This window comes from Deinococcus ficus (assembly GCF_003444775.1).
Lineage (GTDB): Bacteria > Deinococcota > Deinococci > Deinococcales > Deinococcaceae > Deinococcus > Deinococcus ficus.
Genome location: NZ_CP021081.1, coordinates 1557644 through 1580684, shown reverse-complemented (window position 1 = coordinate 1580684; position 23041 = coordinate 1557644). Strand labels below are relative to the sequence as shown.

Sequence of the window (23041 nt, the reverse complement as noted above, 5' to 3'; positions counted from 1 at the left end):
GATGAACGAAGCATAGCGCCCCCAGCCCGGCGCAACCGTGCCCTGCACGGACAAGCGGCAGGGGAGGCCAGATGGAATGCACTGGCCCCCTGTGCCATTGGAAAGCGGATCAGAGCGTCCGGGCCGGTTTCGGAACGTCAATGCGGAGGGCGTTCCGGTCGCGGAGCTCGACTGGGGGCTGGTATTGATTGCGAAGGACGGGTGACGCTGCTGGTCCGGCAGCCCTGAAAATGATTACTGACGCGCCCACTCGATGAACGCGGTGAGATCGGTGTATTGCTGCGCGAGGCTGGGGAGGTGCACGTACATCATGTGCCCGGCCTCGTAGAAGTGCTCGCGGACGTTGCCGCGCAGGCTGGGGTCGAGCTGCAGGTGGTCCAGCGTGTGGCGCGCTGCCCAGTACGGGGTGGCGAAGTCGTAGTACCCGCTGGCGACCAGGACCTTGAGGTGCGGGTTCTGGTGCATGGCGCTGCGCAGCGTGTCCGAGGCGCGGACGTGGCGGCCCTCGAACTCGCGGTAGCTCCAGGGCTGGGTGCGGCCGGACAGGACCTCGTAGGCGAGGTCGGACTGGTAGCCGAGTTCGGCGCGGACGTAGTGGTTGAAGGTGGCGGTGTACGGGCCGAGGATGGCGCTGTAGCTGGGGTCGTAGTCGGCCTGGCTGCCGCCGGCGTCGCGGTCCATGCCGGTGAAGCGGCTGTCCAGGCGGCCGACCGTGAGGTTGCGGTCCCGCAGCAATTCCTTACGGAAGCGGGCCAGGGGGACGCGCAGGTCGTTCTGGAGGATGACCTGCGGGCTCAGGCCGGTCAGGCGGGCGTAGGTCTGCGCGACGCGGCGCCGCTGGGGGCCGGTCAGGCGGGCGCCGAGGTGCAGGGCGCTGGCGTACTCGCCGTCCGCGAAGGCCTCTGCTTCGCGCAGGGTGGCCTTCAGACTGCGGCGCCGGCCGAGGGCGCCGTGGTACCACGCGGTCGCGGCCTGAGTGGGCAGGTGCGTGACGTACGCGAGGTCGTGGCCGGGGGTCGTGTCCACCGTGGCGTAGTCCAGGATGGTGCTGATCAGCATCAGGCCGTTCAGGAACATGCCGTGCCGTTCCTGCAGGTACCCGCTCAGGCCTGCGGAGCGCATAGTGCCGTAACTCTCGCCGATCAGGAATTTCGGGGACAGCCAGCGGCCGGCGCGGGACGTCCAGAGACGGATGAAGTCCCCGACCGATTCGATGTCCTTCTTGAAGCCGTGGAACTCGCCGGGTTTCTCGCCCTCGGTGACGCGGGAGTACCCGGTGCTGACCGGGTCGATGAACACGAGGTCCGTGTGGGTGAGCAGCGTGAACTCGTTGTCGGTGAGGGTGTAGGGCGGGCCGGTGAGGGCGCCGGCATCCCCCATCACCACGCGGCGTGGCCCGAGGAGGCCCAGGTGCAGCCACAGGCTGGGGCTGCCGGGCCCGCCGTTGAACGCGAAGGTGACCGGGCGGGTGGTTTCGTCCTGCTCATCCAGGGCGTACGCGACGAAGAACACCCGGGCGCGGGGCCGGGCGCCTTCGGCCTCGCCGTCCTTGCCGTGTTTCTCCTCGGCGAGAACCATGGTGCCGGCGGTGACGGTGTAGGTCAGGGTGCGCCCCTGCACCGTCACGCCGTGCCGGGTGACGCTGATCTCGTCGGTGGCAGTCCGGCTGTCCTTCGCGCCGGGGTGGAGGTCCACCTTCACGTCCACGGCGGCGTCCGGGGTCTTGTCTGGGTTGTGGGTCACGCCCTTCACGATAGCCTGCACGATGGACCGGGACACCTGTATTGCTGGGTTGCGGACTGGTGGCGTTCGTCTTTGTTTCCTTGCTTGACTTATTTGCCATTGCGCAACAAATGTGCGCCGCGTTCTTTCTTTAGGGACGCCTCATCTGCGACCCGGCATCCGTCCCGGCCTGGAGTGACAGGATGAGCTCATGAGTGACCAAGGGAACAAACGTGTGATCGGCGTCACCGAGCTCGCCCTGCGGGACGCCCACCAGAGTCTCATGGCGACCCGCATGGCCCTGGAGGACATGGAGGGCGCCTGCGCGGACCTGGACGCCGCCGGGTTCTGGAGCGTGGAATGCTGGGGCGGCGCCACCTTCGACGCCTGTATCCGCTTCCTGAACGAGGACCCCTGGGAACGCCTGCGCACCTTCCGGCGCCTCATGCCCAACTCCCGGCTGCAGATGCTGCTGCGCGGCCAGAACCTCCTCGGGTACCGCCACTACGCCGACGACGTCGTGGACGCCTTCGTGGACCGGGCCGCCGAGAACGGCATGGACGTCTTCCGCACCTTCGACGCCCTGAACGACGTCCGCAACGTCGAGCGCGCCCTCAAGGCCGTGAAGAAGGCCGGCAAACACGCGCAGGGCACCATCTGCTACACCGTCAGCCCCCTGCACACCGTCGAGGGGTACGTGCAGCTCGCCCGCGACCTGATGGACCTCGGCTGCGACAGTCTGTGTCTCAAGGACATGGCCGCCCTGCTCAAACCGCAGCCTGCGTACGACATCGTGAGGGGCATCAAGGACGCCCTGGGCGACGTGCCCGTGCACGTCCACTGCCACAGCACCACCGGCGTCACCCTGGTGTCCCTGATGAAGGCCATCGAGGCCGGCGCGGACGTGGTGGACACCGCCATCAGCAGCCTCAGCCTAGGCCCCGGCCATAACCCCACCGAAAGCCTCGTGGAGATGCTGGAAGGCACCCCCTACACCACCACGCTCGACAAGGACCGCCTGACCCGCATCAAGGACCACTTCGCCGCCGTGCGCCCCAGGTACACGCAGTTCATGAGCGCGATCACCGGCGTGGAAACCGAGATCTTCGACAGCCAGATTCCCGGCGGGATGATCAGCAACATGGAATCCCAGCTCAGGCAGCAGGGCGCCGGCGACCGCCTGAAAGACGTGCTGCTGGAAGTGCCGCGCGTGCGCGCCGACGCCGGGTACCCGCCCCTGGTCACGCCCAGCAGCCAGATCGTGGGCACGCAGGCGGTGTTCAACGTCCTGATGGGCAAGTACAAGGTCCTCACCGGCGAGTTCGCCGACCTCGCCCTCGGGTACTACGGCAAGACCGCCGGCGAGGTGCAGCCCGACGTGATCGCCGCCGCGCAGGCCCAAGCGAAGAAGGACCCCATCACCGTCCGCCCCGCCGACCTGATCCCCAACGAATTCCCGAAACTCCGCGCGGAAGCCGAGAAACTCGACGGCTTCGACGGCACCGAGGAGGACGTCCTGACCTACGCCATGTTCCCCGGCGTGGCCGCCGGCTTCTTCAAGACCCGCCCCGAAGGCCCGAAGAACGTCGGCCTGGACCCCGCGCAGGCCGACGCGAACGCCCGCGCCGCCGCCTTCGGCGCGAACGCCGTGACCACCCCCATCAGGTACGAGGTCAAGGTGGGCGGCAAGACCCACACCGTGCAGGTGCAGCCCGCGTGACCGCCGAACTCCCCGGAAGGAGCCTGAAGCCATGACCACCACGAACAAACCCACCATGCACGACCGCATCGAGGCGCTGGCCGAGCAGCGCCACACCCTGGAACTCGGCGGCGGCGAGGCCCGGCTCGCCAGGCAGCGCGCCGGCGGGAAACTCACCGCCCGCGAACGCGTGCAAGCGCTGCTGGACCCCGGCACGCTGCAGGAGACCGGCCTGTTCAGCCGCCACCGCGCCACGCTGTTCGGCATGGACCGACTCGACGCGCCCGCCGACGGCGTCGTCACCGGCGTGGGCGCCGTGCTGGGCCGCCCCGTGCACTTCGCCAGCCAGGACTTCACCGTCGCGGGCGGCAGCGTGGGCGAGGTGCACGCGGACAAGGTCGTCGCCATGATGAAAGCGGCCCTCTCCACCGGCACGCCCTTCGTGTTCATCAACGACTCCGGCGGCGCGCGCGTGCAGGAAGGCATCGGGTCGCTGTCCGGGTACGGGAAGATCTTCTACACGAACGTGCAGCTCTCCGGCGTGGTCCCGCAGATCAGCGTGGTGGCCGGCCCCTGCGCGGGCGGCGCGGCGTACTCCCCGGCCCTGACGGACTTCATCATCCAGACGCGGCAGGCGAACATGTTCATCACCGGTCCCAGCGTCATCCAGCAGGTCACCGGCGAGAAGGTCAGCGCCGAGGACCTCGGCGGCCCCGACGCGCACATGGCCCGCGCCGGGAACATCCACTTCATCGCGGACGACGACCGCCACGCCCTGCTGATCGCCAAAAAACTCCTGAGTTTCCTGCCGCAGAACAACACCGAGGACCCGCCCATCGTGGACCCGGTGGACGTCATCGAACCCAACCCGCACCTCGCCGAGATCATCCCCGACGACGACAAGAAGGGCTACGACGTGCGCGAGGTCATCGCCAACATCGTGGACCGCGGCGACTTCCTGGAAGTGCAGGCCGGGTACGCCGGGAACATCGTGGTGGGCTTCGGCCGCGTCGTGGGCCGCACGGTGGGCTTCATCGCCAACCAGCCCACCGTGCTGGCCGGCGTGCTGGACATCAACGCTTCAGACAAGGCCAGCCGCTTCATCCGCTTCTGCGACGCCTTCAACATCCCCCTGCTGAGCCTCGTGGACGTCCCCGGCTTCCTGCCCGGCACGCAGCAGGAGTACGGCGGCATCATCCGCCACGGCGCCAAGATGCTCTACTCTTACGCCGAGGCGACCGTGCCGAAGATCACCCTGGTGCTGCGCAAGAGCTACGGCGGCGCGTACCTTGCCATGTGCAGCAAGGACATGGGCGCCGACCGCGTGTTCGCCTGGCCCACCGCCGAGATCGCCGTGATGGGCGCCGAGGGCGCCGCCGAGATCATCTTCAAACGCGAGATCGAGAGCGCTGAGGACCCCGCCGCCAAACGCCGCGAGATGATCGACCTGTACCGCACGACCTTCAGCACGCCCGCCGTCGCCGCCTCCCGCGGGCTGGTGGACGACATCATCGACCCGCGCGACACCCGCGCCCAGGTCGCCCGCGCGCTGGAAATCCTGTACCGCAAACGCGAACTGCAGCCCACCAAGAAGCACGGCGTGGGCCCCACGTGAGGCCGGTGACCTGACATGACCACCCCCACCCCCGACCTGACCGCCACCGTCCACGCCCTCCTCCGGCGCGTGGAAGCCCTGGAAGCCGAACTGAAGGCCGTGAAGGACGCCCAGGCCCGCGACATCCCCGAGGACGTCATGCTGGCGATCACCGCCGCCGTGGCCGCCACCCTCGGGCACCGCGCCCGCGTCCGGCAGGTGCACTACCGCACCGACGCCGCGTGGTCCCAGCAGGGCCGCGCCGCCATCCAGGGCCACGAGGTCACCCACAGCATCCGCCGCCGCCCCATCTAGGCGCCGCGCCAGACCCCCACACAAGCCGAGGTCCCCCATGAAACTGAAAGTCACCATCAACGGCGTCGCGTACGACGTGGACGTCGAGGTCGAGGAAGAAACCCCCACGCTGGGCGTGTTCCATGCGGGCAGCTTCGGCTCGGGCGCCGCCACCCCCGCCCCCGCCATGCCCGCTCCGCAGCAAGGCGGCGGGCCCAAGGTGGGCAACAAGGCCATTCAGGCGCCGCTGGCCGGCACCGTCGCGTCCGTGCAGGTCGAGCTGGGCCAGATGTGCAAGGCCGGGGAGACGCTGCTGGTGCTGGAGGCCATGAAGATGGAAACCGCCATCACCGCCCCCAGCGACGGGGAGATCGCCGCCATCAACGTCAGCAAGGGCGACGTGGTGAGCGGCGGGCAGGTGCTCGTCGAACTGATCTGAGGCCCGACGGCAGCGGGCGGCGCGTGGGCCTACCTCACGCGCCGCCCCTGCTTTCCCGCTCAGCCCACCGGCGTGATCGCCATCGGGTACGACCCGATGATCTTCGCGTAACTCGCCTTGCGCAGCACCCCCGCCAGCGCCTGCGCCACCTGCGGATCCCGCGGGTCACCCTCGAAATCCACGTACATCAGGTAACTCCACGCCCGGTCCCGGCGGGGCCGGCTTTCGATGCGGGTCAGGTTCAGGCCGCGCAGCTCGTTCAGGGTCTCCACCAGGAAACCCGGCGTGTGCCGCACCGCGAACACCAGACTGGTCTTGTGCGGCGCGTCCGTCACGTCCTGCGGCAGGCGCGACAGGATCAGGAACCGCGTGTAGTTGAACGGCTCGTCCTCGATCTCGCGCTTCAGGATCTCCAGACCGTACAGCCCGGCCGCGCGGCTGCTGGCGATGGCCGCCGCGTCCCGCAGGCCGTGCTCCGCGATCTCGCGGGCGCTGCCGGCCGTGTCGTGCCCGGGCACCGGCGTCCAGCCGTGCTGGCGGATCAGGTTCGTGCACTGGTCCAGCGCCGGCTGCTGGCTGATCACCTGCCGGATGTCCTCCAGGGCCACGCCCGGCAGCGCCATCAGGCAGTGACTCACCCGCACGATCACCTCCCCGACCACGTGCAGTTCCGTGTCCGACAGCAGGTCGATGCTCTGGTGAATGGCGCCCATCAGGCTGTTCTCCACCGGCAGCACCCCGAACGCTACCTCACCTATCTCCACGGCCCGGGCGACCTCGTGGAAGGTCGGGTACCCGCGCGTCTCGCTCTCCCCGTCCGGCAGGGCGTTCAGCGCCGCGATCTCCCCGTAGCTGCCCGGGTTCCCCTGAAAGGCCACGGCGCGGCCCGGCTGTTCCCTGAGCTGAACGGTCCCCTGCGGTGCTGCCCGGCTGCCCCCGTCGATCATGCCCCCGAGGCTACCCTGCCCCGGCCCGCCGGCCCGGCGCCCCACCTAGAATGCCCGCATGCTCCCCGACCACCTCACGCGCCTGGACGCCACTGCCCTCCTTGAGGCCCTCCACACCGGGCAGGTCACGGCCGCGGACGCCACCCGCGCCTACCTGGACCGCATCGAGACGCTGAACCCGCAGCTGCACGCCGTGATCACCGTGAACCCGGACGCCGCCCGCGCCGCCGCGGCGCTCGACGCCCTGCCGGCCGAGCATCGCGGGCCGCTGCATGGCCTGCCCATGCTCATCAAGGACAACATCGACGTGGCGGGCCTGCCCACCACCGCCGGCAGCGTGCTGCTGCGCGACCACGTCCCCACCGCCGACGCGCCCCTGGTCGCCCGGCTGCGCGCCGCCGGCGCCGTCATCCTCGGCAAGGCGAACATGACCGAATGGGCGAACTTCATGACGCTCGGCATGACGAACGGGTACTCCAGCCTGGGCGGGCAGACCGTGAACCCCTGGCGGGCCGGACGGGACACCGGCGGCAGCTCCTCCGGGAGCGGCGTGGCCGTCGCTGCGCGCCTGTGCGCCGCCGCCATCGGCACGGAAACGAGCGGCAGCATCGTCAGTCCCGCGCACCAGAGCGGCGTGTACGGCCTGAAACCCACCCTGGGCCTCGTGCCGCGTACCGGCATCATCCCCATCAGCCACAGCCAGGACACTGCCGGCCCCATCACCCGCTCCGCCCGGGACGCCGACCTGATCCTGCGCGTGATCAGCGGTCCCGACCCTGCCACGCAGGCCCTGACCCTCACCGCCCCGGCCGCTGGTGGGCCCCTGCGCGCCGTGCTGATCGACGACGCCCGCCACGCCTCCCCGGGCGAACTGGCCGCCCTGGACACCGTGGCCGGGCACCTGGGCCGCCTGGGCGCCGACGTGCAGCGCCGCGGCTTCCCCAGCCGGGAGGAACTCAGCCGCTCCGGCTGGCTGCTGGACGTGCTCGTGTACGAATTCAAGGGCGACCTGAACGCCTACCTGAGCGGCGTGCAGCGCGGCCCCCGCAGCCTGCACGAGGTCATCCAGGCCAACGACGCCGACCCGGAACGCTGCCTGAAGTACGGCCAGACCCTCCTGCACGCGGCCGAGGGTACCCGCGGCGACTTCAGCGAGCTGGCCTACCGGCAGGCCCGCGACCGCGACCTGCGCCTCACCCGCACCGAGGGCTTCGACGTGCTGTTCCGGGACGCCGATCTCGTCGTGTTCCCCGGCATTCACGGGTACGACCTCGCCGCCAAGGCCGGCTACCCCAGCCTCGCCGTGCCCACCCTGCACGACGGCGAACCGACCGGCGTGCTGCTCGTCGCCCCGCACGGCCAGGACCGGACCCTGCTGCAGTTCGCCGCGGCCCTCCAGGGCGAGCTGGGCGACCCGCAGCTGCCGCCCGTCTAAAGCCCCACTTTCGCGGAGCGTCCACAGGAGTGCCGGGCTGAGGTCCGGCGCTCCTGCCATTCCAAGGTCATTGCCCGGAGGTCACGGCGGCCGGCTTCCGCTCACGGACCCATGTTCACCGCCCCGGGGTTTGATCCCCTGCTCGTGCTGGACTTCGTTATGCTGCCGGCACATGGCGCGAGGAGACAGCTGGCAGCTGCGGGTGCTGGGCCCGCCGACCCTGGTCCATCCGGAGGGACCGGCGGTGCGGCTGGACGGCACGGCCCTCGCGCTCGTCACGTACCTGGCCCTGGAAGGCCCCACGGCGCGGTCGCGCCTGGCGGGCCTGCTGTGGCCGGACACCGTGGAAGGCGCGGCGCGGAACAACCTCGTGCACCTGATCCGCCGGGTGAACCGCGCGGCCGGGGACGCGGTGCTGGTCGCGGATGACCGGGTGGGGCTCGCGCCGCACGTTCGGGTGGACGCCGCGGCACTGGTGAGTGAGGGCGGTGACGGGGGAGACGGGATGGTGACCGGGCCGCTCCTGCCGGGCGTGGACTTCGACGACCGTCCGGACCTGAGTGACTGGCTGCACGCGTGGCGGGAACGCCTGGAGCACGCCCAGACGCGCCTGCTGACCCGGGCAGCCGCGGAGCAGGAGGCCGCCGGAGACCTGTCCGGCGCGGTGAGCACCACGCTGCGCCTGCTGGACCTGGACCTGGTGTCCGAGGACGCGCACCGGCGGCTGATGCGCCTGCATTACCTCGCCGGGGACCGGCCCGCCGCGCTGCGGGCGTACGGCCGCTGCCGGGAGGCTCTCCTCCGGGAGCTGGGCGTGGAGCCCCTCCCGGAGACGGTGGCCCTGGCCCGGGAGATCGAGCGGGGGGAGGTGAGGGCGCCGGCAGGCCGGGGCCGGCGCCTGCCGCTGTCCGTCCTGCGCCCCCCGACGCTGGTGGGCCGCGCGGACACCTGGGAGAGCATGGAGGAGGCGTGGCAGGCCGGGCAGTTCATCATCCTGGCCGGCGAGGCCGGCGTGGGCAAGTCCCGGCTCGCGCGGGATTTCGCGCTCAGCAAGGGCGAGGTGCTGCACCTGGAGGGCCGCCCGGGGGACGCGCTGGTGCCGTACGCCACGACCGGCCGGAACCTCCGCCGGATTCTGGAGCGGACCCCCGACCTGCCGCTGGACCCGTGGATGCGCGCGAGTCTGGCCTGGCTGCTGCCGGAACTGCGCTCCGGCCCGGGGGAGGCCGCGGCGCCGGACGCGTCCCTGCACGCCGCGATCCGGCACGTGTTTCAGGCCGGGCTGGCGGGGGTGGGCTCCATTCTGTACGACGACCTGCACCTCGCGGACGCCGCGTCCATCGAGGCGGGCTTCGTGCTGATCTCCTCCGCGTTTCCGCTGGGACAGCCGGGCGGGGTGCCGCACCTGATCTGCACCGTGCGCCCGGCGGAACTGCCGGCCGAGACGGCCGAGGTGTTCCGCCGGGGCAGCGCGGCCGGGCACAACCGGCGCCTGGACCTCGGCCCTCTGCCGGAAGAGGCCATCGCGGAACTGCTGCGGGACCTGGACGTGCCGGAGGTGCAGGCGCGGGCCGGGCAGCTCACGCGCTTTACCGGCGGCAACCCCTTCTTCCTGCTGGAAACCGTCAAGCACCTGATCGAACTGCCCGACCCGGGCGGCGCCCTGCCGGTCGCGGAGCGCGCCTCGCAGCTCCTCTCGGACCGGCTTGCGCGCCTGTCGGTCCTGGCGTTGAGTGCGGCCCGCGCCTCGGCCATCGTGGCAAGCGACCTGCGGGTGGAGCTGATCGCAGACGTCCTGGGCGCGCCGCTGCTGGACGTCGCGGCGGCCTGGGAGGAACTGGAGGCGGCAGGCGTGATGACCGGCGAGCGGTTCAGCCACGACCTCGTGCAGGAAACCGTGCTGGCCGGCATTCCGCCGTCCGTGCGGCGGCTGCTGCACCGCAGCGCGGCCCGGGTTCTGGGCCGGGAGGGCGCCAGTGCCGCCCGCGTGGCCCGGCACGCGCAGGAGGGTGGGGACCTGGCAGGGGCCGCGCCGCTGTTCCTGCGGGCTGCCGCCGAGGCGTTGGGCGCACTGCGGCCGGTGGAGGCGGTGCGCTTCTTCGAGGAGGCCGCGCAGCTGTACACGGAACTCGGGCAGCAGGACGCCGCCTTCGACGCCCTGGTGCGGGCCGCGGAGAGCCCCTGGCGGACCGAGCAGGTGGCGGCCCTCGATCCCCTCGTGGAGAGGCTCGCGGCGGGCGCCCGCACGAACGCGCAGCGGGCCCGGGTCGCGGCCCTGCGGGCCGGCCGGCTGCTCGGCCGCGGGCAGGCGCAGGCGGCCGAGGCGGAGGCCCTGGCCGGGCTGGCGCAGCTCGAGGGCCTGGACCTGCCACGCGTGCGGGCGGCCCTCCTGCGGGAACTCGTGCAGGCCCGGGCGCACCAGGGCCGCGAGGCGGACGTGCAGGACATGGCGCCCTACCTCCGCGCTCTGCATGAGGCGCTGGGCGACGACCGGGAGCGCGCACTGGGCGAGATCGCCCTGGGCGGCGCGTACCTCCGGCTGGGGCAGGGCGAGGCGGCCGAACCGCACCTGCGGCGGTCCAGCGACCTGTTCCGCGCCCTGGGCGACACGTACCGCTCGGCGTGGGCGATGCACAACCTTGCCGCGACCCTGCACGCCCGCGAGCAGTTCCCGGAAGTGATCCGGCTGCGGGAGGAACTGGACGTCAAGCTCGACCGAGCCCATGCGCCCACCCTGTACCGCGCGAACCTCACGGAACTGGGCATCTCGCACACCCGGCTGCGGCACTACGCGCAGGCTCTGGACTGGCTGCGCCGCGCCGAGGCGTACGGCGACGAGGTGGGCGAGCCACGCGGGTCCCTGGACCGGGCCTTCGCGGACCTGTACTGGGCGATCGGCGCCCACGACGACTGCCTCGCCTCCGCCGGGCGGGCCCTCGCGCAGCCGGACCCGCGGGACTCCGGCGCGTTCATTCCGTGGCTGCACGTGGGCCGCGTCCGGGCCGCGCGGGAGGACCGGGGCGGAGCCCTGACCGCGTATGAGCACGTCGAGAAGGGACTGAGCGGGCGCGACTTCCCGTACACCCGGGGCCTCCTGCTGCTGGCCCGCGCCGACCTCGCCGGGCCGCAGGACGCGGTCGACCTCGCCACCCAGGCCCTGGACCTCGCGCGCACGCGGCACTTCCCGGACCTGGAAACGGCCGCCCTGACCACGCGCGCCGCCGCCCTCCTGGCCGCCGGGCAGGCCGCACAGGCCCGCACGGACAGCCAGGCCGCCGTCGCGCGCCTGCCCGCCCACGCGCCCCGGGACGACTTCGCCCGGCCGCTTCTCGTGCACCACCGCGTCTTCATGGCGCTGGACGCCGCCGCGGCGGACGCGCCGCTCCAGCAGGCCCTCACCTGGCTGGAAGCGGCCGTGCAGCAGGTCCCGGCCGAGTACCGCGACGCGTTCCTGAACGTGCAGGGCACGCACCGGGCCCTGCAGGCCCTCGCATCCGCGCGCAGGCCCTGAGTGGCCCACCCGGCACCCTGAATGCCTGCCATCGGCCGGCCATCCACCTCCCCGTACGGTCGGCCCATGACACGCTCCCGGTCCCTTCCCATCGCCCTCGCCCTCACTCTGCTGCTCGCCAGCTGCGGCGCGCCCACCCCGGGCCCCGCCGGTCCCGACCTCCCGGTGCCGGACCTCGCTCAGGTGGACACCCGAGCCGCCGACCTCGCCGCCCGCTTCGGCACCGGCCAGCCGTCCTCCGCCCAGCTTCAGGAAGTCCTGGCGGCCAGCGGCATCGCCGTCCGGGGCCTGGACGGCCGCGTGATCCAGCCCGCCCAGCAGCCCGCACAGGGCGTCGCGGTGGCCGAACTGGACCCGGACGCCCTGGCGTTCGCGCAGGCGCGCGGCGGCACGGTCACCCTCGCCGATCTCGCCGACACGCTCCGGGTCCTGTACCCGAACGCGGACGCCTCACGCATCGCGGAGCTGCTCCGCGAGGACCTGCGCCTGGAAACGGACAGCGTTCAGCCCACCACCCGGTTCTGGGCGCGGTTCGTGACCGCCAGCGGCCCCGCCGGTCAGCCCGGCCTGCTGAGTGACACGCCGGCTGATCAGGTGCCGCTCTCGGCCGTGCAGCACACCCTGATCATGCTCCGGCTGGTGGGCGGCAGCGCCCGGCAGGCGCAGCTCTACGGTGCGGTCCTGCCCACCCCGGCCACCCTGCCGGCAGGGGCGGGCGTGCGCGCTCAGGGGCTGGTGCCCGCGGCCACGGCGAACTGCACTTTCGGAGGCACCGAGGGCACCATCATGGACGCCGCGGCACTGGCCATGACCAGCGGCCTGAACCAGTTGCTCGCCTACCTCGACTCGGTGAGCAGCACGCCGGGGGAGAGCGCCGCGGATCGGGCGGCCGGCTGGCTGGGCACCGCGAACCTGATCACCAGTTACACGAAGTTCCTGCTGACCTTCGCCAGTTTCCAGATGGACCTGACTGTGGACAACCCCACCGTCCAGCGGACCCGCAGCGCCACCCAGAACGGCGAGGGCGTGCACCAGGCCAGCGTGCGCGTGCACTACGACCTGAACACCGGCGTGCAGTACCTCAACTGCTTCCGCCTGGCGTTCAACGCGGCCGGCATCGACTTCAGCACCCCGAACGCCGGGGCGGTGGAGGGCAGCGACGTCCGCTGGCGGGTCTTCGCCGCCCAGGGCCAGGACTCCTACACCCAGCGGCACACGAACATCCTCTCCGCGCTGCAGGGGGAGGAGGTCATGCACGACAAGACCGGCGCGGACGGCGTCGCCGACCTGCGCTTCGAGGGCGTGCGGCAGAAACGTGACCTGGGCGACGACGTGACGCCCGTGCTGAAAGAAGGCAGCGTGACCGCCATCACCTCCATCAAGAGCTCCTCTCTGGCCGCGGACCTCGTGGACGCCCTGGGCACCGCGGCCGGCGGGGTGGGCGGGCTGATCACCATGCCGCAGGAACTGCTGTACCGCATGTGGCCCATCTCGGCCACCGCTCCCCTGACCGTCCGCGACTGGAAACTGCACTGCGAAGGGCAGGCCGGGGACACCTGCTGGATCGGCACGGTGAAGGTCCTCGACCAGGGCCGCATGTCCGTGCCGGTGTACGGCACCGTCACAGGCGGCGTGGTCGGCAGCCAGGACTCCGTGCTCATCCGGGACGCCGTGTACACCGTCAACGGGCACGAGAGCAGCAGCGCCACCTTCGCCCGCCTGACCACCCAGGCGGAGTACAGAGGCCAGCACGATTACAGCTCCACTTACAACGAGACCTTCGACGTCGAGTGCATCGGCTTCACGCGCTCCCAGACGATGCGCAGCGACTCCACCGCCGTGACCAACGTCGAGAAGATCGGCACGTCGAACATCGACATCGAGTTCACGCCCGGCGCCGGATACACCCTGGAGATCGGCGACCCCCGGTCCCTCAAGCTTGTCTCCGGCATGCAGAAGACCACGTCCTACAGCCTGCAAAAGGGCGGATGCAACGACTACCACGACTCGGAATACAGCACCAGCGACGAGCACAAGGCCCAGCTCGGATGGTTCGCCGTGCAGGAAACCGGCACGGCCGTCGAGGAAGACGGCGTCACCCACCTCACCGGAGGCCGCAGCTTCATCCTGCCCGGCAACGCCTACGGCCTGGAACCCGTCCAGCGCACCATCGAGTGGGACCTGACCCGCATCGTGGCCGACTGAAGCCCAGGCGTTTCGTAAGGCGCATTTAAGCGAGGCGGGGCGGAGGCTGAACTTCGCCCCGCCACACTTGACAGGCAGCCCCTCAAGGAGGCCCGACATGGCAAAGATCAAGGTGAAACTTCAGGACCTGCACGACCTCTACCTGGAACAGCTCCGTGACCTCTACTCCGCCGAGACGCAACTGCTCAAGGCCCTGCCGAAGATGGCCGCGTCCGCCACCGACCCCGACCTCAAACGGGGTTTCGAGGATCACCTCGTACAGACGCAGGAACAGGTGGGCCGGCTGGAAGGCCTCTTCCAGGACCTGGAGCAGGACCCGGGCGGACACACCTGTCAGGCGATGCTCGGCCTCGTGAAGGAAGGCGAGGAGATGATCCGCGAGAAGGCCGCCCCCGCCGTGAAGGACGCGGGCCTGATCGCCGCCGCGCAACGCATCGAACACTACGAGATCGCCGGGTACGGCACGGTCGCCGCCTACGCCGACCTGCTCGGCCTGGAACGGCAGGCCATGGTGCTGCGCACGACGCTGGAAGAGGAAAAGGAAACCGACGCCCGCCTGACCCTGGCTGCCCGCGAGATCAATGTCGAGGCCGCAGAAGGCTGAAGACCGTCCGCTGCGCCTGGGGCCGGGGTCGAAGGACCTAACCTGACTCCCCTTCAGCCTGGGCGGTAAGTTCTGAGCGATGGATGCTGCTCTTCGGCACCCTGACCGTTAGCATTCTTGGTCCACTAAGCCCAGGAGCAGAGCGACAGCCATCAGCATCCTGGGCCGGTACGACTTTCGCCGGGACGCTGGTGGTCGTCGCTCTACTGGTTTCTGTTCGTCACCGCTCGGGACGCCCCTGATGGGTTCAGGGGATCAGGTCGTAGCCGGCGTCACCGAGAAGTTTTTCCAGGTGGCGTTTGGCGCGTTGCACGTCGGCGATGGTTTCGGCTTCGAAGAACACCTTCACGGGACGGCCGGGACGGGTGCGGCCCATGTCCCAGGTCACGTCCTCCATATCGGCGCTCAGTTGACGCAGCGCTCCGAGAATCACTTTTTCCGGAATGCCTGCGTGGATGGCCATGTCGTCTTTTAACACAGCCCAACCTAACGCACTTTGGTTACGGTGAGGAAATGTGAGGTGGGTTATCCTGTCAGGATGCTGCGACTTCGAGGACAGTACCGGGTGGCGCCCAACAAGCGACTGACCATCATTGCCGACACCCATCACCTGCCCAAGGGGACGCTGGCGGAGGACATCGACGCCCTGACCCAGGCGTGCACGCAGAACGCCGGGGCGTGCGAGGTGGAGGTCACCACCCCGCACGGGCTGATGAGGGGCACACTCACGATGAAAAGCGCCACGCTGTTGCGCCGGAGGACTTTCGAGGGCAGTTTTGCTTATCTGCCCCGCGCGTAGGCGGGGTGATTTCGGAGATGGCCGGGGGTTTTATCTCCCGCTGGTCCGTCTTCCTGACATGAAAAAAGGAGCCCGGGTGGGCTCCTTCGCTTTAGGGTCGGATTACCAGCGGTCGTCGCGACGCGCGGGGCGGTCGTAGGCGCCGGCCGGAGCGGCCTTGGTCACCACGATGTTCTTGGCCTGGGGGCCCTTGCCGCGCTGGCCGTCTTCGATCTCGAACTCGACTTCGTCGCCTTCGTTGAGCTTCTTGAAGCCGCTGCCCTGAATGGCGCTGAAGTGCGCGAACACGTCGGGGCTACCGGGGGTCTCGATGAAGCCGAAGCCCTTCTCTGCGTTGAACCACTTAACTTTACCTTGTGCCATACCAAACTCCTCGGGTTCCAGGGCAAGAGAGCGCACGGAATCCTGCTCCGTGCGCTCTCGATCTTGCGAACTCGGAAACCTTCACCCCAGTATACACCTTTGCAGGTGTGACGTGCAGAACCCGGCTGCTTAGCTCTGGAGGCGCCATGCACTCAGGTATTGCTCGAAACTTTATTCGAGTGCGTGGTTGTGAACACCGTGGAGCCTCAAGGAGCACACCCACTGATTCCGCGTCCGGTCGCTGTAACGGCCGGTTGGATGTTGCCAGGGACGCCACCGGCCCAGGCGAGTCGTCGGGGGTTTTGCTGTCCCTGGTGGCTGGAGAAGCCGGTCGCTAGCGCCGTCCGGGATCGGTGAATTAGGTTCAATGGAATTCTACCGGCAGGTTAAGCAAACCGGCAGTTGACATTTCCTGATTTTTAGGGAAGCCTAAATCTCATGTTGCGCCTGCCGCTTCCCTCACTGCTGCTGGCGGCCCTCCTCACCGGCTGCCAGAGCGTCCAGGACCGCCCCCCCACCACCGTCGCCACCCTTCAGCCAGCCGACCTGGGCAGCGGGAAAGTGCGCGTCACCGCCACCACCAACATGGTCGCCGACCTCGCCCGGGAGATCGGCGGGGACCGCGTGACCGTGAGCGCCCTGATGGGCCCCGGCGTAGATCCCCACCTGTACAAGGCCAGCGCCCGCGACGTGCGTACCCTGCAGGGCGCCCACTTGATCCTGTACGGCGGCCTGCACCTGGAAGGCAAGATGGTGGAACTCCTGGAAAAGAGCGGGCGCGCCGTGGCCGTCACCGAGCAGATTCCCCATGACCGGCTGCTCCGTCCGGACGGCGCCGAGGGCCTGCCCGACCCGCATGTGTGGTTTGACGTCAGTCTCTGGAAGTTCGCGGCCGGCACCACCCGGGACGCCCTGAGCGCCGCCGATCCTGCCGGAAAGGCCCAGTACGCGCAGAATGCCGCCGCGTACCTGCGCCAACTGGACGCGCTGGACGCCGAGGTGATGACCCTGACGCACAGCATCCCGAAGGAGCGGCGGGTATTGGTCACCGCGCACGACGCCTTCAACTACTTCGCCCGGCGGTACGGCGTGGAGGTCCGAGGCGTTCAGGGCGTGTCCACGGCCGCCGAAGCCGGCACGCAGAACATCCAGGCCCTGGCGCGGTTCGTGTCGCAGCGCGGTATTCCGGCGGTGTTCGTGGAGAGCAGCGTGCCGCAGCGCACCGTGGACGCCGTGATCGAGGCGGCGCGGGCGCAGGGCCACACCCTGCGGATCGGTGGGGAGCTGTTCAGCGACGCGCTGGGCGCCGCCGGCACGCCGGAAGGCACCTACATCGGCATGGTGCGGCACAACGCCCACGCCATCAGCAGCGCCCTGGGAGGGCTGAAATGACCACACCTGAAGCCGCCACGCCGCCCCTGAGCGTGCGTGACCTGACCGTCGCTTACCACGAGACGCCCGTGCTGTGGGACGTGGACGTGACCTTTCCCGCCGCGCACCTGTGCGCCATCGTCGGCCCGAACGGTGCGGGGAAAAGCACCCTGCTGAAATCCTCGTTGGGCCTGCTGCCGGTGGCGTCCGGCACCGTGCGTTTCTTCGGGCGGCCGCTCGCCGAGGTGCGCCGGCGGGTCGCGTACGTGCCGCAGCGCACCAGCGTGGACTGGGATTTTCCCACCGACGCCCTGGACGTCGTGCAGATGGGCGCGTACGGCCGGCTTGGCTGGTTCCGCCGCCCCGGGCGCGCCGAGCGGGACGCGGCCATGCAGGCCCTGGAGCGCGTGCGCATGGCGGACTTCGCGGGCCGGCAGATCTCGCAGCTGTCCGGCGGGCAGCAGCAGCGGGTGTTCCTGGCGCGCGCGCTGGCGCAGAGCGCCGACGTGTACCTGATGGACGAACCCTTCGCCGGGGTGGACGCCACCACCGAACGCGCCATCCTGGACGTAATGCAGAGCCTCCAGCAGGAGGGCCGCACCGTGATCGTCGTGCATCATGACCTGGAAACCGTGCGGGACTACTTCGATCACCTCACGCTGCTGAACGTGGAGGTGATCGCCAGCGGCTCCATGACCGAGGTGTTCCACCGGGAGAACCTGCAGGCGGCGTACGGCGCGAAAACGCACTTCCTGCGGGAGGTCGGATGACCCCCCTGGATCTCTTCACGGACTACACCCTGCGCAACGTCGCGCTGGGCAGCGCCCTGCTGGGCGTCACCGGCGGCGTGATCGGGGCGTTCACCATGCTGCGCCGCCAGAGCTTGCTGGGCGACGCCCTGGCCCACGCGGCTCTGCCGGGCGTGTGCCTGGCGTTTCTGCTGACCGGCAGCAAGGCCCCGCTGTGGCTGCTGCTAGGCGCCGGCCTGAGCGGCTGGCTGGGCGCCCTGGCGGTCATCACGGTGCTGAAGTACACCCGACTGAGTGAGGACGCCGCCCTGGGCACCATGCTCAGCGCGTTCTTCGGGTTCGGCATCGCGCTGCTCACGTTCATCGCCGGCAGCGGCGACGCAAACCAGTCCGGCCTGGACAAGTTCCTGTTCGGGCAGGCGGCCACCATCGTCGCTGCGGACGTGACCGTCATGGCCGCGCTGTCCGCGGTGGGCCTGGGGCTGGTGGCCCTGCTGTTCAAGGAGTTCAAGCTGATCACCTTCGACCCCACCTACGCCCACACGCTGGGCTACCCCACCGGGCGCCTCGGCACCCTGCTCACCTCGCTGGCCGTGATCGCCGTGATGGTGGGGCTTCAGACGGTGGGCGTGGTCCTGATGGCCGCCATGCTGATCGCCCCGCCCGCCGCGGCCCGCCAGTGGACCGACCAGCTGGGGCGGATGCTGCTGCTCAGCGCCGTGTTCGGCGCGCTGTCCGGCGTAGTCGGGGCCGTGATCTCGGCCGGGAACGCCAACCTGCCCACCGGTCCGGTCATCATCGTGGTCGCCAGCGCCGTCCTGCTGATCTCCCTGTTCCTCGCGCCGAAACGCGGGCTGCTGTGGGCGAAGTTCACGTCCATGCGGCGCGGCCGGGAGCTGCGCGAGGCGATGCGCCGTGGGGTGCGCCCATGATCGCCGCGGACCTGATCATCGTGCTCACGGCCGCGCTGGTCGCCGTGGCGGGCAGCCTGCTGGGCGTGTTCCTGGTGCTGCGCCGACAGAGCATGCTCAGCGACGCCATCAGCCACGCCGTCCTGCCGGGCATCGTGGGGGCCTTCTGGCTGTCCGGCGGCACCGCCACCGTCCCCGCCCTGATCGGCGCGGCCGCCATGGGCCTGCTGACGGTGCTCAGCGTGGAACTGCTGGAACGCAGCGGGCGCGTGAAGGTGGACGCCGCGATCGGCGTGGTGTTTCCCCTGCTGTTCAGCATCGGCGTGATCCTGGTGTCCCTGTACTTCCGCAACGTCCACCTGGACATGGACGCCGTGCTGTACGGCGAGATCGCCTACGCACCCCTGAACACCGTGATCTTCCTGGGCCGCGAGGTGCCCGAGTCGCTGCTGCTGATGGGCACCCTGGCCCTGCTGAACGCCGCGTTCGTGGGCCTGTGCTACAAGGAACTGAAGGTCGGAACGTTCGACGCCGGGCTGGCCGCCACCCTGGGTTTTGCGCCCACCGCCGTGCACTACCTGCTGATGACGCTGCTGTCCTTCACCACCGTCGGGGCGTTCCAGTCGGTGGGTGCCATCCTGATCGTGGCGTTCGTGATCATCCCGCCCGCCAGCGCGTACCTGCTCACCCGGCAGCTCAGCCGCATGCTGCGCCTGTCCCTGGTGATCGGCGTGGTCAGCAGCGCCGCCGGGTACGCGCTGGCCCTGTGGCTGGACACCTCCATCGCGGGAATGATCGCCAGCGTGCTGGGCGTGGTGTTCACGCTGAGCCTGCTGTTCTCGCCGGAGCAGGGCGTTGTCACCACCCTCGCCCGCCGCGCCCGTCAGCGCGAGGACTTCACCGCCCGGCTGCTCCTGACGGCCCTGCACGGCGAGCAGCGGTACACGCCGGCCGCCATTGCCCGGCGCCTCGACTGGGACGAGACCCGCACGCGCCGCGCGCTGGAGTACGCCCGCCGCGCCGGCTGGGTCCGGCTGGACGGAGACCGGGTCGAGCGCCTCACCGCCGCCCCCGTTCCGGCCCACGGTGCGTCCCCCGTTCCCGGCCCGCGGGCCGCGCACCGGAACGCCAGTCAGGTGCCCTAGGCCCGGCGCTGGCGCAGGGCCGCCTGCACGCCCGTGGAGGCCAGGATTCGCAGCAGGGCCAGCCGCATGTTCTCGTCGGGACGGACCGGCTGGCCCCGGCTGTGGCGCCGCAGGGCGTCCTCGTGCCACAGCGTGTCGAAGGACCCGGACCGGTCCACGGCCCGCACGCCGGTCCGCCCGGGGCGGGCGAGCCGGGGCAGCGTCTCGCCCCGCAGCACCCGTCCAGCGAAGTCCGGGTCCACCGCCAGCGGGCGGCCCAGACCGATCAGGTCCGCTGCCCCTGAATCCAGCGCCTCGCGGATCACGTCTGCGTCCCGGAACCCGCCGGTCACACCGACCGGCACGCCCGCCAGCGCACGCGCCCGCCGGGAGAAGTCCGCGAAGAACCCGCCGCGCTCCCCGCGGCCCAGCATCATCATGGGTTTCTCGTACGTGCCGCCGGAAATCTCGATCAGGTCGCACCCGGCCTCCCCGAGGGTCCGCACGACCTCCAGGCTCTCTTCCTCGCTGAGGCCGCCGCGCACGAAGTCCGACGAATTGAGCTTCACCGACACCGGAAACCGCGGGCCGACCGCGGCGCGCACGGCCGCGAACGTTTCCAGCAGGAAGCGGCGGCGATTCTCAGGGCTGCCGCCGTACTCGTCCTGGCGCACGTTGTGCCGGGGCGACAGGAACTGGGAGAGCAGGTACCCGTGCGCGGCGTGCAGCTGCACCCCGCCGAAGCCCGCCCGCTGCGCCAGCCGGGCCGACGCGGCAAAGCGGCCGCTCAGGCCGTGAATCTCCTCGCGGGTCAGGGCGCGGGGTGTGGCGAAGGCCCGGCCCATCGCGCCCGGGAAGGGCAGGGCGCTGGGGGCGACCGTCTCGGCGTTCAGGCCGCGCGGCGCCTGCTTCCCCGGGTGGTTGAGCTGCACCCACACCTGCGTGCCGTCCCGCTGTCCCCGCACCGCCCAGTCGTGGAAGGCGGCAAGGTGCCGGTCGTCCTCCAGGATGACGTTGCCGGGCTCGCCGAGGGCGCGGGCGGCGATCATCACGTTCCCGGTGATCAGCAACCCGATGCCGCTGCGCGCCCAGCGCGCATACAGGCGGCCCAGTTCGGGCCGGGGCGCGCCCGCGCGGTCGCCCAGACCCTCGCTCATGGCGCCCTTGAACAGGCGGCCGTGCAGGGTGACGCCGCAGGGAAGAAGGAGGTCCGCTTGAACCGGAGGCATCCGGCATTCTCCCCCACGGCCGGAGGTCGGCGATGAGTGACCGGCGCTCATCACGGCGCCCCGGAGGCTTCTGCGCGTGCAGGCGGGCGGCGCGGCCCTGCATGAATCCGGGCCGGGGAACAGATGAAGGGCCGCGTCCGGGCACTCGGGTACGGTGGGGGCGTGGAGGCCCCCCAGCGCCAGATCGACGCCAACCAACGCCGGCAGAGGGGGGCGCTGATGGTGCTGGCGCTGCTGGCCCTGCTCGTGCAGATCCTGACGCGGCTGTACGTAGACCGCGACCCGACCGCCACGTTCGTCTCGGTGCCGGCCATGGTGGCCTTCGGACTGAACGGGCTGCTGGTGGTCCTGGCCGGCTGGCCGCGCCTGCCCATTCATCACGTGCAGCGCGGCGCGGTGGGGCTGGTGACCCTATGGCTGCTGCTCAACGTGGCGGTGGTGGCCCAGACCCAGCGGCCCATCACGTCCGGCCTGCTGCTGCACGCCGTCATCGTGTTCCTGCTGGCGTTCTCCTGGCTGCCACTGCGCTGGGCGACCGTGCTGGTGGGCGTGACGTACGGGCTGCTGTTCAGCGGGGCGATGCAGTCCACCGTGCCGGACGTGCCGGGGCTGATCCTCACCGGGTTCACGATTCCGCTGGCGTGGCACCTGACGCTGCACGGGCAGGAGGTCAGCACCGAGCGGGTGCGCAGCGCCGCCCTGGCCGCGATCGCCGCGACCGATCCCCTGACCGGGCTGTGCAACCGCCGCTCCGGGGAGGCGCAACTGGCCGCCCTGGCCGGGCAGTGGCAGGCCGCGCCCGAGCGGCTGGCGGTGATTCTCTTCGACCTGGACCACTTCAAGCAGATCAACGATTCCCTGGGCCACCGGCGCGGCGACGAGGTGCTCGTGGCCGTCGCCGCGCTCCTGAGGGACCTGACCCGGCCCAGCGACGTGCTGGTGCGCTGGGGCGGAGAGGAGTTCCTGGTGGCTCTGGCCGACCTGTCTCCCGCGGACGCCCGGGAGGTGGGGCAGCGGGTGCTGACCGTGGTGCGGACGGTGCTGCCGCCCGGGATCCCGCCCGTGACCCTGAGTGCGGGCTTGGCCTGCCTGAGTGAGGCGGTCGGCGTGACCGGGCTGGTGGACCTCGCCGACCGGCGCCTGTACGAGGCGAAGGCGGCAGGCCGGAACCGGATGGTGGCCGGGCCATGAGGGCCGCGCCCCTTCTGGCCGGGTGCCGGAACCGGATTACTATATTGAGGCAATTCCTGAGGCATGATTCTGCTATGAGCGAACCAGCAGCCGCCGTGATCCTGCTGTACCCGCCTCCCGGCCACGAGGTGGACCCCCAGGCCCTGCACGACCTCGAAACACACGCCGCCGAAACCTACGACGCGGGCGTCATCCTCTCACCCGGCCAGATGCTCAGCGGCGGCGGCGCCACCCTCCTGATCGGGCAGTGGTTCCCCTACCACCCGGACGAGGTCATGGAGGACCTCGCCCGCTGGATCGACCGGGTGTTCTTCAACCTCGACTGGCTGCAACTCGACGAGGTGAGCTGAATGGCCGCGCCCCACCAGCCCATGCCCTGGCCGGTCCCCACGCCCGGGGCGCCCCTGCACGCCCTGACCATCCCCGAACCCCTGGCGAGCGCCACCCTGGACTGCGGCCGGGACGTGGACAGCCGCCCCTGGCACGCCGCGCCGCACCACACCGCGCAGGCCCGCCGCCTGCTGAACCAGCCCCTCCTCATCCACGCCGGAAGCCGCTTCGAGCGGCACTGGAACGACTGGGTCTACCGGCACGGCGGCCAGCGGTACTGGCCGACGACCGTCACGCCCTCCGCCGTGATCGGCGTGGTGACCCTGGCCGCCGTGGACGAGTACAGCGAATCCGCCTGGTACGAACCCGGCCGGATCGCCCTGACCTTCCGCCACCCCATGCGCTTCGACGTGCCCATTCCCGTGCGCGGCCAGCAGGGCCTGTGGGTGCCGGACGTGCTCGTGCAGGAACGCGTGCGCCGCCAGATGCAGTTCCAGCTCAGCCGGGCCAGCTGACCCCGCCGA

General features: G+C 70.6%; 21 protein-coding genes. 16 read left to right on the top strand and 5 right to left on the bottom strand.

What is annotated here, in order from left to right:
* Positions 1-234 precede the first annotated feature (234 nt).
* A complete protein-coding gene (locus DFI_RS07750; RefSeq protein ID WP_027461667.1) occupies positions 235-1743 on the bottom strand; it encodes a S10 family peptidase in 1509 nt (502 codons plus the stop codon).
* Positions 1744-1933: 190 nt separating this feature from the next.
* On the opposite strand from DFI_RS07750, the gene DFI_RS07745 reads away from it, so the two are divergent.
* The 4 genes from DFI_RS07745 to DFI_RS07730 are packed head-to-tail and all read left to right on the top strand — an operon-like array spanning position 1934 to position 5748.
* Positions 1934-3442, top strand: coding sequence for a methylmalonyl-CoA carboxytransferase subunit 5S (locus tag DFI_RS07745; protein WP_027461666.1), 1509 nt, complete (start codon positions 1934-1936; stop codon positions 3440-3442).
* A gap of 31 nt (positions 3443-3473) precedes the next feature.
* Complete coding sequence (locus tag DFI_RS07740; protein WP_027461665.1) at positions 3474-5036, top strand: acyl-CoA carboxylase subunit beta; 1563 nt, start codon at positions 3474-3476, stop codon at positions 5034-5036.
* A 15-nt stretch (positions 5037-5051) separates the two neighbouring features.
* Positions 5052-5330, top strand: coding sequence for a hypothetical protein (locus DFI_RS07735; RefSeq protein WP_027461664.1), 279 nt, complete (start codon positions 5052-5054; stop codon positions 5328-5330).
* Between the two features lie 37 nt (positions 5331-5367).
* Positions 5368-5748 (top strand): biotin/lipoyl-containing protein, encoded by a 381-nt coding sequence (locus tag DFI_RS07730; RefSeq protein WP_027461663.1) that lies wholly within the window; start codon positions 5368-5370, stop codon positions 5746-5748.
* Between the two features lie 59 nt (positions 5749-5807).
* Here DFI_RS07730 and DFI_RS07725 read toward each other — a convergent pair whose 3' ends face one another.
* Positions 5808-6695 (bottom strand): prephenate dehydratase, encoded by an 888-nt coding sequence (locus DFI_RS07725; protein WP_022801886.1) that lies wholly within the window; start codon positions 6693-6695, stop codon positions 5808-5810.
* A 58-nt stretch (positions 6696-6753) separates the two neighbouring features.
* On the opposite strand from DFI_RS07725, the gene DFI_RS07720 reads away from it, so the two are divergent.
* From DFI_RS07720 to DFI_RS07705, 4 genes are all read left to right on the top strand, one after another.
* Positions 6754-8130: an amidase family protein gene (locus DFI_RS07720; RefSeq protein ID WP_043776673.1), complete on the top strand. Its 1377-nt coding sequence runs from the start codon at positions 6754-6756 to the stop codon at positions 8128-8130.
* Between the two features lie 172 nt (positions 8131-8302).
* On the top strand, positions 8303-11641 hold the full coding sequence (locus DFI_RS07715; RefSeq protein WP_051307390.1) for an ATP-binding protein: 3339 nt from the start codon (positions 8303-8305) through the stop codon (positions 11639-11641).
* 66 nt (positions 11642-11707) lie between these two features.
* Positions 11708-13846, top strand: coding sequence for a hypothetical protein (locus DFI_RS07710; protein WP_027461661.1), 2139 nt, complete (start codon positions 11708-11710; stop codon positions 13844-13846).
* A gap of 97 nt (positions 13847-13943) precedes the next feature.
* Entirely contained in the window at positions 13944-14450 is a 507-nt protein-coding gene (locus tag DFI_RS07705; protein WP_081425659.1) for a ferritin-like domain-containing protein, read from the top strand.
* Positions 14451-14697: 247 nt separating this feature from the next.
* On the opposite strand, the gene DFI_RS07700 is transcribed toward DFI_RS07705, so the two are convergent.
* Entirely contained in the window at positions 14698-14913 is a 216-nt protein-coding gene (locus tag DFI_RS07700) for a hypothetical protein (RefSeq protein ID WP_022801891.1), read from the bottom strand.
* 75 nt (positions 14914-14988) lie between these two features.
* Between DFI_RS07700 and DFI_RS07695 the strand changes: the two genes are divergently transcribed.
* Positions 14989-15249, top strand: coding sequence for a hypothetical protein (locus tag DFI_RS07695; RefSeq protein WP_022801892.1), 261 nt, complete (start codon positions 14989-14991; stop codon positions 15247-15249).
* 102 nt (positions 15250-15351) lie between these two features.
* On the opposite strand, the gene DFI_RS07690 is transcribed toward DFI_RS07695, so the two are convergent.
* Positions 15352-15612: a cold-shock protein gene (locus DFI_RS07690; protein ID WP_022801893.1), complete on the bottom strand. Its 261-nt coding sequence runs from the start codon at positions 15610-15612 to the stop codon at positions 15352-15354.
* A 438-nt stretch (positions 15613-16050) separates the two neighbouring features.
* Here DFI_RS07690 and DFI_RS07685 point away from each other — a divergent pair, with 438 nt between their 5' ends.
* From DFI_RS07685 to DFI_RS07670, 4 genes are read left to right on the top strand one after another with little or no spacing between them, the layout of a single operon-like run.
* Entirely contained in the window at positions 16051-17004 is a 954-nt protein-coding gene (locus tag DFI_RS07685) for a metal ABC transporter solute-binding protein, Zn/Mn family (protein ID WP_027461658.1), read from the top strand.
* The gene (locus DFI_RS07680) at positions 17001-17753 is read left to right on the top strand and encodes a metal ABC transporter ATP-binding protein (RefSeq protein ID WP_027461657.1); all 753 of its coding nucleotides are present in this window, start codon (positions 17001-17003) and stop codon (positions 17751-17753) included. The genes DFI_RS07685 and DFI_RS07680 overlap by 4 nt, the downstream gene beginning before the upstream one ends.
* The gene (locus tag DFI_RS07675; RefSeq protein ID WP_043776665.1) at positions 17750-18664 is read left to right on the top strand and encodes a metal ABC transporter permease; all 915 of its coding nucleotides are present in this window, start codon (positions 17750-17752) and stop codon (positions 18662-18664) included. The genes DFI_RS07680 and DFI_RS07675 overlap by 4 nt, the downstream gene beginning before the upstream one ends.
* On the top strand, positions 18661-19788 hold the full coding sequence (locus DFI_RS07670; protein WP_244940250.1) for a metal ABC transporter permease: 1128 nt from the start codon (positions 18661-18663) through the stop codon (positions 19786-19788). The genes DFI_RS07675 and DFI_RS07670 overlap by 4 nt, the downstream gene beginning before the upstream one ends.
* Here DFI_RS07670 and DFI_RS07665 read toward each other — a convergent pair.
* Positions 19785-20996 carry an NADH:flavin oxidoreductase/NADH oxidase family protein gene (locus DFI_RS07665; RefSeq protein WP_027461656.1) on the bottom strand — a complete coding sequence of 404 codons (1212 nt, stop codon included), beginning with the start codon at positions 20994-20996 and terminating at the stop codon, positions 19785-19787. The genes DFI_RS07670 and DFI_RS07665 overlap by 4 nt on opposite strands.
* Before the next feature lie 123 nt (positions 20997-21119).
* Here DFI_RS07665 and DFI_RS07660 point away from each other — a divergent pair, with 123 nt between their 5' ends.
* The 3 genes from DFI_RS07660 (at position 21120) to DFI_RS07650 (ending at position 23032) form a co-directional block, all read left to right on the top strand.
* Positions 21120-22187, top strand: coding sequence for a GGDEF domain-containing protein (locus DFI_RS07660; RefSeq protein ID WP_081425658.1), 1068 nt, complete (start codon positions 21120-21122; stop codon positions 22185-22187).
* Between the two features lie 74 nt (positions 22188-22261).
* Positions 22262-22537 carry a hypothetical protein gene (locus DFI_RS07655; RefSeq protein WP_022801900.1) on the top strand — a complete coding sequence of 92 codons (276 nt, stop codon included), beginning with the start codon at positions 22262-22264 and terminating at the stop codon, positions 22535-22537.
* Positions 22538-23032 (top strand): hypothetical protein, encoded by a 495-nt coding sequence (locus tag DFI_RS07650; protein ID WP_027461655.1) that lies wholly within the window; start codon positions 22538-22540, stop codon positions 23030-23032.
* Positions 23033-23041 lie beyond the last annotated feature (9 nt).